Origin of the sequence: Methylorubrum populi, from assembly GCF_002355515.1 — a bacterium.
Classification (GTDB): Bacteria; Pseudomonadota; Alphaproteobacteria; order Rhizobiales; family Beijerinckiaceae; genus Methylobacterium; species Methylobacterium populi_A.
The window spans coordinates 5,341,390-5,354,106 of the sequence record NZ_AP014809.1; the positions used below are offsets into that span (position 1 = coordinate 5,341,390).

The following is a 12,717-nucleotide window of genomic DNA, read 5'->3' on the forward strand; positions in this document are numbered from 1 at the left end:
CGCCGCACCCGCGCTGCGTGCAGGACTCGACAGGCCGGGCCGCCTCGATTCGATGGTCAAGGGCGGATTCGGAATAAAATCCGCCTTTTCAACAAGGATGGCAACAACAGAGCGGTTGACGGGTTACGGCTCAGGTGTGTTCACTATTTGTTCTAAGAAACACATCGAAAGCCGGCCTCCGAACCCATGCCCCCTCCCCGATCTCCCGCCGCGCCGACCCTGGCCGAGCTTCGCCGGCTGACGGATTCCGCCGGAGGGACTCTCGGGCCCGACGCTGCTCCTACCCTGCCCTTCGGGATCGCCGGGCTCGATGCCGCCCTGCCCGGCGGCGGGCTGGCGCTCGGGGCGCTGCACCAGATCCACGAGGGCGGTCCGCGCGGGCGCTACGCCGCCACCGCCGTGCTGTTCGCCGGCGGCATCCTCGCCCGGCTCGACGGTCCCGTGCTGTGGTGCCTGCACAGCCGCGACCTGTTCGCTCCGGCTCTCGCCCGCGTCGGCCTCCATCCCGACCGGGTCGTCTATTGCGAGACCTGGCGGGACGCCGAGGTGCTGCCGGCCATGGAGGAGGGCCTGCGCCATCGCGGGCTGGCCGGCGTCGTCGGCGAACTCACCCGCATGGCGCTCACGCCCTCGCGCCGGCTCCAGCTCGCGGCCGAGGGCTCGGGCGTCACGGCCCTCGTCGTGCACCGCCTCTGCGCCGGCGAGGCCGCCGAGCCGGAGCCCTCCGCCGCGCGAACCCGCTGGCGGGTGGCGCCCGCCCCTTCCGAGGGAAGCGACCGCCGCCTCGACCGTCGACTGGGCCGTCCGCGCTGGCGGCTCGACCTGCAGCGCTGCCGCGGCGGGGCGCCGGGCGCTTGGATCGTGGAGGCTTGCGATGCGCAGGGTCGTCTCGCTCTACCTGCCGTCCTGGCCGACCGACCGGCTGCGCCGGAGCGGGTCCGCCGCGCCGCCGCAGGGTGAGCCCCTCGTCACCGTGGCGCAGGACGGCGCCCGGCGCGGGCTGGCCGGCGTGGACACCGCCGCCCGCCGCCTCGGCCTGCATCCCGGCATGAGTGCCGCCCACGCCCAGGCGCTGGTGCCCGGCCTGCACCTCGTCCCCGCCGACGAGGCCGCCGACGCGGCGGCGCTAGAGCGGCTCGGCCTGTGGTGCCAGCGCTACGCGCCGATCGTCGCCCTCGACCCGCCCGACGGGCTGATGATCGACATCACCGGCGCCGCCCATCTCCACGGCGGCGAGGCGCCCCTGCTCGCCGACCTGTCCGTGCGTCTGGAGCGGACGGGAATCGCTGCGCGGCTGGCGCTCGCCGACACGCCGGGCTGCGCCTGGGGTGTGGCCCGCTTCGGCGAGGGCGGGATCGTGCTCCGGGGCGAGGCGGGGCAGGCGATCGCGGGGCTGCCGGTGGCGGCCCTGCGTCTCGACTTCGGGGCGGTGCGGGCGTTGCAGGACGTCGGCATCACTCGCGTGGGCCATCTCCTCGACAAGCCGCGGTCGTCGCTCAGGCTGCGCTTCGGCGCCGAGTTGCTGTTCCGCCTCGACCGGGCGCTGGGCCGCGAGCCGGAGCCGCTGACGGCGCTCGCCGCGCCCGAGACGCCGCGCGTGGCCCTGCGCTTCGCCGAGCCGGTCGGCGCCCGCGAGAGCCTGGAGCGGATCGTGGCCGACCTCTGCGCCCGGCTCGTGCCGGAACTGGAGCGGCGCGGTCTCGGCGCGCGCCGCCTCGACCTCGTCTTCGCCCGCGTGGACCGCCTCGATCAGGCGATCCGCATCGGCACGGCGCGGCCGAGCCGCGATGCGCGCCACCTCGCCCGGCTGCTCGCCGAGTGCCTGTCCCTGGTCGATCCCGGCTTCGGCATCGAGGAGGCGGTCCTGTCCGCCTCCCGCGTCGAGCCCCTGGCCGAGCGTCAGGATTCCCATCTTGCCGCCGGCCCGCAGGCGCCGGACCTCGCCGCCCTGGTCGATACCCTGCTGGTGCGCCTCGGCGCGGCGCGGGTCTACCGGCTGGCCCCCGTGGAGAGCGATCTGCCCGAGCGGGCGGTGCGCCGCGTGCCGGCGCTCGCCGATCCCCTCGGCGCGGTCTGGCCCGCCGACCTACCGCGCCCGGCCCGCCTCCTGGCACCCCCCGAGCCGGTCACGGCCGTGGCCGAGATCCCCGACGCCCCGCCGCTGTTCTTCGTCTGGCGCAACACCCGCCACGCGATCGCCCGGGCCGACGGGCCGGAGCGCATCCTCGGCGAGTGGTGGGTGGCGGAGGCGGAGGCCGACCTCACCCGGGACTATTACCGGGTCGAGACGGAAGCCGGTGAGCGCTTCTGGCTGTTCCGCGACGGGCCGATGGAGGCACAGGGCCGCTGGTGGCTGCACGGGCTCGGCGAGGCGTGAGCATTCCGGAGCTTCAGGTCACGACGCATTTCTCCTTCCTGCGCGGCGCCTCGAGCCCGGAGGAGCTGTTTTCCGCAGCAAGCCTGCTCGGCATCCCGGCGCTCGGGATCACCGATCACGGCTCGCTCGCGGGGATGGTGCGGGCGCATCAGGCGGCCAAGGTCACGGGCGTGCGCCTCGTCGTCGGCTGCCGGCTCGACCTCGATGATTTTTCCTCGCCGCTGCTGGTCTATCCGACCGACCGGGCCGCCTACGGCCGGCTCTGCCGCCTGCTCAGCCTGGGCAAGGCCCGCGGCGGCAAGGGCCGCTGCCGCCTGACATGGCGCGATGTCGAAGCGTGGCAGGAGGGGCTTTTCGCCATTTTGCTCGCCGAACGGCCGGAGCCGACGCTGCCGGGCAATCTCGTCCAACTCAAAAAAACATTCGGTGCCCGCGCCTCCTGCGCCCTGACCCGCCGCTTCCGGCCCGACGACGCCGACCGGCTCGACGCCGTGGCCGCCGCCGCCCGCGCCGCGCGGGTGCCCTGTGTCGCCACCGGCGACATCCTCTACCATGTCGCCGGCCGGCGCCGGCTTCAGGACGTGGTCACCTGCATCCGGCTCGGCCTCACCATCGACCGGGCGGGGTTTGCCAAGGAGCGCCACGCCGACCGCTTCCTCAAGCCCCCGGACGAGACCGCGCGCCTGTTCGCCCGCTTTCCCGAGGCGCTGGCGCGAGCGGGCGAGATCGCCGCCGCCTGCCGTTTCTCGCTGGACGACCTCGCCTACACCTACCCCACGGAGACCCGCGAGGACGGGCTCTCGCCGCAGGAGCGCCTGGAGGTCCTGACCTGGGCCGGCGCGAAACGGCGCTATCCGGCCGGCGTGCCGGAGGCGGTTACGCGCCAGCTGCGCCACGAACTCGACCTGATCGGGCGTCTCGCCTACGCCCCCTACTTCCTCACGGTCGAATCGATCGTCCGTTTCGCGAACGAGCAGAAGATTTTGTGCCAGGGGCGCGGCTCGGCGGCCAATTCCGCGGTCTGCTTCTGCCTCGGCATCACCTCGATCGATCCGATCCGGCAGAACCTGCTGTTCGAGCGCTTCGTGTCGGAGGCGCGCCGCGAGCCGCCCGACATCGACGTCGATTTCGAGCACGAGCGCCGCGAGGAGGTGATCCAGTGGATCTTCCAGACCTACGGCCGCCACCGCTCCGCGCTCACCGCCATCGTCAGCCGCTTCCGCTCGCGGGGGGCGCTCCGCGAGGTCGGCAAGGTGATGGGCCTGCCCGAGGACGTGACCGGCGCCCTCAACCGCCTGACCTGGTCCTGGAGCAGCGAGGGCGTCGGCGAGCGCGAATTGCGCGAACTCAACCTCAATCCCGAGGATCGGCGCCTGCGCCTGACGCTCGAGATCGCCCGCGAGCTGATCGGCACCCCGCGCCACCTCTCCCAGCATCCCGGCGGCTTCGTGCTGACGCTGGACCGGCTCGACGAACTGGTGCCGGTCGAGCCGGCGGCGATGGCCGACCGCCAGGTCATCGAGTGGGACAAGGACGACATCGACGCCCTCAAGTTCATGAAGGTCGACGTGCTCGGGCTCGGCATGCTCGGCTGCCTGCGCCGCGCCTTCGATTTGCTGGCCGAGGTCAAGAACGACCCGCACGACCTCGCCTCGATCCCCTCAAAGGATGAGCCGACCTTCGCGATGATCCGGCGCGCCGACACCCTCGGCGTCTTCCAGATCGAGAGCCGCGCGCAGATGGCGATGCTGCCGCGGATGGCTCCGAAAGAATTCTACGACCTCGTGATCGAGGTGGCGATCGTGCGCCCCGGCCCGATCCAGGGCGACATGGTCCACCCTTATCTGCGGCGCAGGGAAAAGCTTGAAGAGGTGACCTACCCGACGCCCGAGCTGAAGGCGGTGCTGGAGAAGACGCTGGGCGTGCCGCTGTTCCAGGAGCAGGCGATGCAGGTGGCGATGGTCGGCGCCGGCTTCTCGGCCACGGAGGCCGACGAACTGCGCCGCTCCATGGCGACCTTCAAGTTCACCGGCGGCGTGCACCGCTTCCAGACACGGCTGGTCGAGGGCATGATCGCCAACGGCTACGCCCGGGATTTCGCCGAGCGTACCTTCAAGCAGCTCGAAGGTTTTGGGTCCTACGGCTTCCCTGAGAGCCACGCCGCCTCCTTCGCGCTGCTCGCCTACGCTTCCTCCTGGATGAAGTGCCACCATCCGGACGTCTTCTGCGCCGCGCTCCTCAACGCGCAGCCGATGGGCTTCTACGCGCCCGCGCAGATCGTCCGCGACGCCCGCGCCCACGGCGTCGTGATCCGTCCCCTCGACGTGAATTATTCGGATTGGGACTGCACCCTCGAATCCCTCGGTGATGGCCGAAAACTGTTTGCCGTGCGCCTGGGCCTGCGCCTTGCGGGCGGCCTGGCCGAACGGGACGGGCAGCGCCTCGTGGCGGCGCGCGGCGGGCGGCCCTTCACCTCCCTGCCCGAACTGGCGGACCGATCCGGCATCCCGGCCGCCGGCCTGACCTGCCTCGTGCGGGCCGACGCGTTCCGTTCGCTGGGGCTGAACCGGCGCGAGGCCGCTTGGGCGACCAAGGCCTTGGGCCCTGACGCCCTGCCCCTCTTCGCCGCCCTGCCGGAACCGTCCGCGCCGATGGCGGTCGAGCCGCCTGTGACCCTGCCGGCGATGAGCGCGGGCGGCGAGGTGGTGGCCGATTACTGCGCCAAGGGCCTCAGCCTGCGCGCCCACCCCCTCGCCTTCCTGCGGGGGACGCTGGCCGGTCTGGGGGCGCGGCCCTGCGCGGCGCTCGATCGGGCGGGCAACGGCGCGTCGATCGTCGTGGCCGGCATCGTGTTGATGCGCCAGCGGCCGGGCTCGGCCAAGGGCACGATGTTCATGACCCTGGAGGACGAGACCGGCATCGCCAACCTGATCGTCCGGCCCGAACTGTTCGACCGCCAGCGCCGGGTCGTGCTCGGCGCCCGGCTGATGGCCTGCCGCGGCCGGGTGCAGAGGGTCGGCGACGTCGTCCACCTCGTGGCGGCGGAACTCTACGACCGCTCCGGCCTGCTACGACGGATCGACGAGGACGAGGCGGTCATCGCGCTCCGCACCGGCCGCGGCGACGAGACCGGCCAGGGCGCCCGGCCCGACCCGCGGGCGTCGGCGCTGCCGGTGCGGGCGCGGAATTTCCGGTAGAGCGAAGCCCGATCAACTTGACCCGGCGAGGGGCCGCTCTCGACCGAGGCCGTGTGAAAACGTGAGAGGTATCGGTTGCGGCAGAAGGTTATTCCCCAAGGCGCTGTGTGAAGCGTCGAAAAGGACGCATTGCCGCCATCAGCATGACTGCCTTGCGAGTTGGACTCCTCGTCAAGCAGAAGATTGTTCTACGGTCTCGCAGCGTGTCTTCGTTTTCACACAGCCTCGACCCATTCCAGACCCTGGGATGGTCCGCTTTCGGGCTATCGATTAGGCGGGGACTTACGACTAGGTCGGATGGTTTTCGGCCGTTCCGCTGAAGAGACCAACACCAAAGAATGCTGTTGTTGAGCTGACGAGGCTTTAGCGCAGCCTCGTCACGTTGCTCAGTCGAAGACGAGGCTCGCCGCTGCGGTGGCTAAGCCCAACCCAACTCCGTCACTGCTCTGGCGTCGTTCCAGATCTTCGTCAGCCCGACGATTTTATCACCCTCGAATTGCATAACATAGACGTAGTCGGTCGACGTGCTCTTGCCCGTCGGCGGGCAGGGGCCGCCTTCTCCCGTATGGGTTCCGTGGAAGATCCCGTAGGCCGCAACGTTTCGGCGCTCCTCGTCCGTGGCGAAGGACTTTACCTCGTACCGACCGTCGGGGATGAAGGTCAGAAGCCCCTTCATCCACTCTGTGTAGTCCCGTAGCGAGGTGACGCCGGCCAGGGCGTCGGCCTGAGCCGAGAAGGTCGCGTCAGGAGTGCAATAGCGCTCGCAGTTCTCCCATCCTCCACCCGTCTCACAGGCGTCGAAGAAAGCCTTCGCAATCGTCTTGATGTCGCTCATTATCGAACTCATTCCTTTCCCGTTGCTGCGGACGTCGCTTGTAGAGGATGCCCGCTTTTGAGAGAGCTGGCGACAACGCTTCGTACGCCCGGTTCAGGTCGAGGGCGGAACGTCCACTCCCCGGCGCGGAGTCGAGTTCCGCTTGCCACCGATTGCAGGCCTCTGGCTCCATGGGTCTTCGAAGGCATCAAGCCCTGCCTGTCTGCAAAGACCGCCTCAACTCTGAAGCTGTCCGGCAGCTAATGCATCCTTGCGAACGCTCGGTGCCCAAGCGAAAAGCAATATGTCACGTCTGAAGCCAACTATCTCAATCGAGGCGCTCGGGCGGCAGGATTTGCCTGCCGCGCTCAGCATCCAAGCAGAGACGTACCCGACGTTTCTCATCGAGGACGAAGACACCTTTCTGAGCCGGATCAACCGGACAGCTTCATATTGCCTCGCAGCGAAACATGGAGAAGAATTGCTGGGATACCTGCTTGCTCATAGTTGGCGCCGCCAGTCGCCGCCTCCTTTAGGGACGGTACTTCCGGATGACGTACCGAGCGAGGTGCTCTTCATACATGATCTTGCGGTGTCGTCTGCGTATCGTGGGCTGATGGTCGGTCAAAGGCTCATCACGCGCGCGTTCGAGTTGGCGGCTCAAGACGGTCTTCGCAGCGCAGAGTTGATCGCGGTGGAAGGCGCAGCAGATTACTGGCGCCGGCTCGGGTTTGTCGAAGGAGAAGTTTCGAGGAAATTTCTGGAAAAGCTTGAGACGTATGGACCTTCTGCACGGTGGATGACTTGCGAAGTTCCGCTCAAGCGCTGACTCGGCAGACGGCAGCCGATCCCACATCCTCGTCGCCCGGTTTATAGGTTCACGAAACAATCCAGATCAGGTGGTAGGGAAGACGTCTGCAATTCATCCTGAGCGATCATCGTAGTGACGTGCGGGGTATGCCGAAAAGGTGTAGACCAGCGGACGCTGATCAGGATGTGCGGTGCTGCGATGAGCCTGCTCCTAAGCTTCGCACCGTTCTTCGCCTTCGCGGTGCTTATCCACCTCGGCTACGTCGAGGCGGCGCTCTGGGCCAGTGCACTCGTCGCGGGCCTCCTCCTGATCCGCGATCGGCTTGTGCTCGGCCGCTCCTTGAAGATCCTGGAGATCGCCACGCTCCTGTTGTTCACTGCCCTCGCGCTTTACACGCGGGCCACAGGGCAAGATTGGACAATCCCGGCCGTGCGTCTCGTGGTGGATGCGGGTCTGCTGCTGATCGTGCTCGCCTCGCTCGCGGCGGGGCAGCCGTTCACGCTCCAATACGCCCGTGAGGGCGCCCCGGCGGAGGTCTGGGACCATCCGCGCTTCCGAGCGGTCAATCGCACCATTTCCCTCGTTTGGGCCGCGGCCTTCGCAGTGCTGGTTCTGGCCGACGCGGCGATGCTCTGGGTCCCGGAAATCCCCAGGCGCCTGGACATCATCGCGACGGTGCTTGCGCTCGTGGGCGCCTACAAGTTCACGGCCCGCGCGACCGCACAGGCGTCAGGCCCGGCGTGAACATTCCGAACGATACGGGAGCGGCACGCGAGGGGGCGGCACGCCCTCAGATCGACGTGCCGGAGCAGCGTCCGATCGCGTAGCTTCACGGTCCGCGGCAACACGGATGAACGCTCGGCTGGCCCGTCCAGCCCGAGACTTCAACCTGAATTTGCGGCTGGGAATGCCCGAGGCCGCCAGATCCCATGCCGCGGCCGTGTACCGTGGCATTGCCATTGGAGGTCGCCCCAAGGTTTTGATTGGGCGGTATCTTTTTTGGCGGGCCGGTCTCCACGTCGTCGGACGATGCTCCGGGCCAATGATGGCGCTCCACCCTCGGCGGCCTTGGACCGTCGTCCCGGGCATCGCGTTTCGATCGAAATCCTCATCCTGGCGATGAGACCGGCACGAGGGGCTTCTCCGACGCCTCTCCCTCCACGGTGACGGCCCACGATCAGCCGACAGAACACGATGGCTTCCTGCCGAGTTAGCTTCGAGGAAAGGGACGCCACGATGATCCTGCGCACAGGCGCGAGTTGGCTCGGACTGTTCGCCCTCTACCTCGGGCTGGCGGGCCAAGCCGGCCTGCACGAGGCGCTGACCGGCGCGGTCGTCGCCGGCCTGCTGACGCTCTGGGCCGGACGCATCCGGGGACATGCCGCGCGGCGCTTCGCTGTCCCGGCCGGCGCGGCGCGCCATGTCGGACGGGGGCTCGCCGGTCTCGTCCCGGCCACGGCGCGGACCGGGCGGGTGCTGCTGCGAGCGGCCTTCGCGGGCGGTCATCCGGGCCACGCCCTGCGCCGCCCCTTCCGGCACGGTCCCGCGGATGACCCGGCCGAGGCGGGGCGCCGGGCCTGCGCGGTGCTCCTCGCCTCGCTCAGCCCCGACAGCTTCGTCCTGCGTGCCGATCCCGGCCGCGACGAGGCGCTGATCCACGCGCTGGGCGAACCCGGCCCCACCCCCGACCCGCGCTGGCTGGCATGAGCGAACTCTGGCTCGTCGCCGCGCTGGCACTGTTGCCGCCCTTCGCCCTCGCCGTGGTCGCGAGCGGGCGCGGGGCCCTTCGCATCCGCCTCGTCGCCGTGCAGTTCGCGACCTCGCTCGCCACCCTGCTCCTCGTCGCCCTGAGCTTCGCCCTCGATCAGCCCGCGACCATCGACCTCGCGCTGGCCCTCGCGGTGCTGACGCTGCCGGGCACCCTGCTCTTCGCGCTGTTCCAGGAGCGCTGGCTATGAGCGTCGGTGTCATGCTCTGCCTCGCGCTGGCGGTCCTCTCCGCCTGGATCGCCGCCGTAGCCCTCTGGCGTCTGCGCACGCCGCTGGAGCGGCTGCACGCCGTCACCTTCGTCAACGTCGCCGGGGGCGGGACGGTGCTGCTCGCCGCTTGTCTGACCGACGGATTCTCGTCGCGGGTGCTCAAATGCGCCGCGATCTGGCTCGTGACGCTGCTGATCGGCGCGCTCCTCGGCCACATGACGGGACATGCCCTGCAGATCCGCGACGGGGAGCGGCGATGACCATCCTCGTCGCCGCGCTTCTGCTCCTCGCCGCCCTGTCGGGCCTCCTCGTGGTGCTGTCCCGCGATCCGCGGCGGCAGGTTTTCGCCATGGCCGGCAACGGGCTCGTGCTCGGGCTGCTGTTCCTCGTGCTCCAGGCGCCCGACGTCGCCCTCTCGGAAATCGCCGTCGGCACCGCGGTCACGCCGCTGCTGTTCCTGGCCGCGCTCGCCGCCATCCGCATGGACCGAGCCAAGCGATGATGGCGCCGGGAGGGCCGCAATGACGCCCCGCTGGCGTCTCCTCCTGCTCGCGCTGGCGCTGCTGGTCCTGACGCCGGCCGTCCTCCGGATCGCGTTGTCCCTGCCCGCATTCGGCGCGCCGACCGCCGCCCTGGGCCAGACGATCAACGCCCTGGTGCCGGATCTGCGCCGCGTCACCAACATGGTGGCGGCGGTCAATTTCGACCTGCGCGGCATCGACACGCTGGGGGAGGAATGCATGCTGCTCTGCGCCGTCACCGGGGCGACGGTGCTGCTGCGCGGCGCCCGGGGCGAGCGCGACACCGCGCGGGCCGGCCACCTGCCCGGCCGGCCGGTGACGCCGCGGGCCGACGCCACGGTCTTGCTCTGCCGCCTCTTCGCGACGCTGACCCTGATGGTCGGGCTCTCTGTGGCACTCCACGGCATGACCACGCCCGGCGGCGGCTTCCAGGGCGGCGTGATCGCCGCCTCCGGCTTGCTGCTGCTCTATCTCGGCGAGGGCTACGAGGGCTGGCGCGCACTCGTTCCGCCTCCGGTGCTCGCCGTGCTGGAAGGCGGCGGCGCCCTCCTGTTCGTGCTCTGCGCCGGCCTGCCGCTGCTCGCCGGCCATCCGGCGCTCGCGAACCGGCTGCCGCTCGGCGCTCTCAAGGATCTCTATTCCGGCGGGCTGATGGTCGTCGTCAACGTCGCGGTCGCCCTGTCGGTGGCGGGGAGTTTCGGCCTGCTGCTCGTCGAGTTCCTCGAAGAAACCCGCGAGGCCGACGACGATCCCGTTCCCGACGAGGAGGACTGATGAGCACCCTCGCGATGACGGCACTCCCGACGACGGCACTCCCGCTGAGCGCTCTTCCTTGGCTCGTCGCCGCGTGGCTGTTCGCGGTCGGCCTCTACGGCATCGTCACCTCGCGCCACTGCGTGCACCTCGTCGGCTGCCTGACGGTGTGCCAATCGGCGACCTACGTGCTGCTTCTGGGCCTCGGCTACGTCCACGAGGCCGGGCCGCCGGTCTTCTACGACCACCCGCCCGGCACGCCCGCGGTCGATCCGGTGGTGCAGGCGCTGGTGCTCACCGACATCGTCATCGGCGCCGCCGTCACGGCGCTGCTGCTCGCCATCGCGATCCAGGTGCAGAAGCGCCGCGGCACCCTCGACCCGCAGGTTCTGCGCCCCCTGCGCCCGCCGCCCTCTTCCGCCGAATGAGCCGCTCCGAGACGCTCCTGCCCGTCGCGGTGCTGCTGCCGCTCGGGGTCGCGACGGCGCTGCTGGCGCTGGCCCATTGGCTGCCGCCGCGGCTGCCGAAGATCGTGGCGATCCTCGTGGCGCTCGCCGTCTGCGCGATCTGCGTCGGCCTCGCCCATGCCAGCCTCGACGGACCGGTGCGGCACTGGTTCGGCGGCTGGACGCCCGACGCCGCCCACCGGCCCGGCGTGATCCTCGGCATCGGCTTCCAGGCCGATCCGGCGAGCGCGGCGCTCGCCGCCTTCTGCGGCCTGATGTTTGGCGCCACCTTCCTCTTCGCCTGGGGCTATTTCGACACCGAGCACGCGCATTTCCACGTGCTGATGCTGCTCTTCCTCGCGGCGATGGTCGGCTTCTGCCTGACCCGCGACCTATTCAACCTGTTCGTCTGGTTCGAACTGATGAGCGTGGCCGCCTTCGCGCTCACCGCCTATCCGCTCGGCCGCAGCGCGCTGGAGGGCGCCTTCAACTTCACGGTCACCAACGCACTGGCGAGCTTCCTGATGCTCGCCGGCACCGGCCTGCTCTACGCCCGCACCGGCAGCTTCGATTTCGCAACCATGGGCGAGGTGTTGGCCCGAACCGGCTCCGACCCGGTTCTGACCGGCGGATTCGTGCTGGTGGCCGCCGCCCTGCTGACCAAGGCGGCGATCCTGCCCTTCCATCTCTGGCTCGCCGATGCCCACGCGGTGGCGCCGAGCCCGGTCTCCGTGATCTTTTCCGGGGCGATGGTGAGCCTCGGCCTGTTCGGCCTCGCCAAACTCGTGGCCCAGGTCTTTTCCGGAAATGCCGAGGTGATGGGCCTCGTGCACGGCCTACTTCACGGGCTCGGGCTCGCCACGGCCCTGGTGGCCGGGTCGATGGCCTTCGCGCAGCGCCACTTGAAGCGGCTCCTCGCCTTCTCCACCATCGCCCATCTCGGGATCATGCTGACCGCGCTCAGCGCCGGAACCGGCACCGCCACCGCGGGTCTGCTGCTCTACATCGTCGGCCACGGGCTCACGAAGGGCGCCCTGTTCATGGTCGCCGGCATCCTACTGGCCCTGCGGCGCTCGGCGGACGAGATCGTCCTCTACGGCCGGGGCCGGGGTCTGTGGGCGCCCGCGCTCGCCATGGGGCTGGGTGGGCTTCTGCTCGGCGGCCTGCCGGTCGGCCTGATGCATGCGGGGACCGGTCTCATGGATCGTTCCGCGAGCCTCGCCGACCGGGCGGTCGTGGCGATCGCCACCGCCCTGACCGGCGCCGCGGTGCTGCGCGCGGCCGCCCGCATCTTCGCGGGCGCCAGCGGCGTGCCCGGGCCCGAACTCCTGGCGCCGACGGAGCGAGAGCGGGAGAAGCCCGACCGCCCGCTCTGGCTGATGGCACTCCCGGCGCTCGTCCTCGTCGCCCTTGCTCTGGCGCCGTCGTCGACCGTGATGCCCTTCCTCGGCGCCGCGGCGGCGCGCCTGCACGACCCGTCCGCCCCGCCGCTCGCCCTGCCCGAGGCCGGGTGGGGCAGCCCGGCCCCGCTGCTGCTGACCGCCGGCCTGCTCGCCCTCGCCCTGCTGCGCCGCCGTGCGCTGAGCGGCCTGGCCCGGGCGCTCGCGCGGAGTGAGAGAGCGGCGTTCGGCGCGCTCCAGGCGCTGCATAGCGGCTTGGTCGGCGATTACGTGACGTGGATGGCGGTGGGATTGGCGTTGTTCGCCCTCGCCGCCGGGTTCTCGCCGGGGTGATGTGCCGGCCGCGTCCTTCGCGCGCCTTCATGCATCGCATGCCGCGCTCGCCGGGTTGCCCAGCAGGAGACCGGCCGCACGCGCAG

The 12,717-nt window shown here is 70.2% G+C and carries 13 protein-coding genes; 12 read left to right on the plus strand and 1 reads right to left on the minus strand.

The window, feature by feature from the left end; all coding sequences use genetic code 11:
- The first annotated feature begins 186 nt into the window (after positions 1–186).
- Genes MPPM_RS24850 through MPPM_RS24860 form a run of 3 tightly spaced genes read left to right on the plus strand, consistent with a single transcriptional unit; the run spans position 187 to position 5,574 of the window.
- The gene (locus MPPM_RS24850) at positions 187–960 is read left to right on the plus strand and encodes an ImuA family protein (RefSeq protein ID WP_096487354.1); all 774 of its coding nucleotides are present in this window, start codon (positions 187–189) and stop codon (positions 958–960) included.
- Positions 875–2,377 (plus strand): DUF6504 family protein, encoded by a 1,503-nt coding sequence (locus MPPM_RS24855; protein WP_096487355.1) that lies wholly within the window; start codon positions 875–877, stop codon positions 2,375–2,377. Before MPPM_RS24850 ends, MPPM_RS24855 begins: the two co-directional genes overlap by 86 nt.
- Positions 2,374–5,574 (plus strand): error-prone DNA polymerase, encoded by a 3,201-nt coding sequence (locus tag MPPM_RS24860; protein WP_096487356.1) that lies wholly within the window; start codon positions 2,374–2,376, stop codon positions 5,572–5,574. The genes MPPM_RS24855 and MPPM_RS24860 overlap by 4 nt, the downstream gene beginning before the upstream one ends.
- A gap of 418 nt (positions 5,575–5,992) precedes the next feature.
- Here the strand turns inward: MPPM_RS24860 and MPPM_RS24865 are convergent, their stop codons facing one another.
- A complete protein-coding gene (locus MPPM_RS24865; RefSeq protein WP_096488026.1) occupies positions 5,993–6,409 on the minus strand; it encodes an ester cyclase in 417 nt (138 codons plus the stop codon).
- Positions 6,410–6,692: 283 nt separating this feature from the next.
- Here MPPM_RS24865 and MPPM_RS24870 point away from each other — a divergent pair, with 283 nt between their 5' ends.
- From MPPM_RS24870 to MPPM_RS24910, 9 genes are all read left to right on the plus strand, one after another.
- Entirely contained in the window at positions 6,693–7,217 is a 525-nt protein-coding gene (locus tag MPPM_RS24870) for a GNAT family N-acetyltransferase (RefSeq protein ID WP_096487357.1), read from the plus strand.
- 180 nt (positions 7,218–7,397) lie between these two features.
- Positions 7,398–7,943 carry a hypothetical protein gene (locus tag MPPM_RS24875; protein ID WP_096487358.1) on the plus strand — a complete coding sequence of 182 codons (546 nt, stop codon included), beginning with the start codon at positions 7,398–7,400 and terminating at the stop codon, positions 7,941–7,943.
- Between the two features lie 492 nt (positions 7,944–8,435).
- Complete coding sequence (locus MPPM_RS24880) at positions 8,436–8,906, plus strand: Na+/H+ antiporter subunit E (protein ID WP_096487359.1); 471 nt, start codon at positions 8,436–8,438, stop codon at positions 8,904–8,906.
- Positions 8,903–9,157, plus strand: a complete 255-nt coding sequence (locus tag MPPM_RS24885; RefSeq protein WP_096487360.1) for a monovalent cation/H+ antiporter complex subunit F — start codon at positions 8,903–8,905, stop codon at positions 9,155–9,157. Before MPPM_RS24880 ends, MPPM_RS24885 begins: the two co-directional genes overlap by 4 nt.
- Complete coding sequence (locus tag MPPM_RS24890; RefSeq protein WP_096487361.1) at positions 9,154–9,438, plus strand: monovalent cation/H(+) antiporter subunit G; 285 nt, start codon at positions 9,154–9,156, stop codon at positions 9,436–9,438. Before MPPM_RS24885 ends, MPPM_RS24890 begins: the two co-directional genes overlap by 4 nt.
- Positions 9,435–9,680 carry a hydrogenase subunit MbhD domain-containing protein gene (locus MPPM_RS24895; RefSeq protein ID WP_096487362.1) on the plus strand — a complete coding sequence of 82 codons (246 nt, stop codon included), beginning with the start codon at positions 9,435–9,437 and terminating at the stop codon, positions 9,678–9,680. Before MPPM_RS24890 ends, MPPM_RS24895 begins: the two co-directional genes overlap by 4 nt.
- A gap of 19 nt (positions 9,681–9,699) precedes the next feature.
- Entirely contained in the window at positions 9,700–10,473 is a 774-nt protein-coding gene (locus MPPM_RS24900) for an MnhB domain-containing protein (RefSeq protein WP_096487363.1), read from the plus strand.
- On the plus strand, positions 10,473–10,880 hold the full coding sequence (locus MPPM_RS24905) for a sodium:proton antiporter (RefSeq protein WP_244573409.1): 408 nt from the start codon (positions 10,473–10,475) through the stop codon (positions 10,878–10,880). Before MPPM_RS24900 ends, MPPM_RS24905 begins: the two co-directional genes overlap by 1 nt.
- A complete protein-coding gene (locus MPPM_RS24910; protein ID WP_096487364.1) occupies positions 10,877–12,631 on the plus strand; it encodes a complex I subunit 5 family protein in 1,755 nt (584 codons plus the stop codon). Before MPPM_RS24905 ends, MPPM_RS24910 begins: the two co-directional genes overlap by 4 nt.
- Positions 12,632–12,717: the final 86 nt, after the last annotated feature.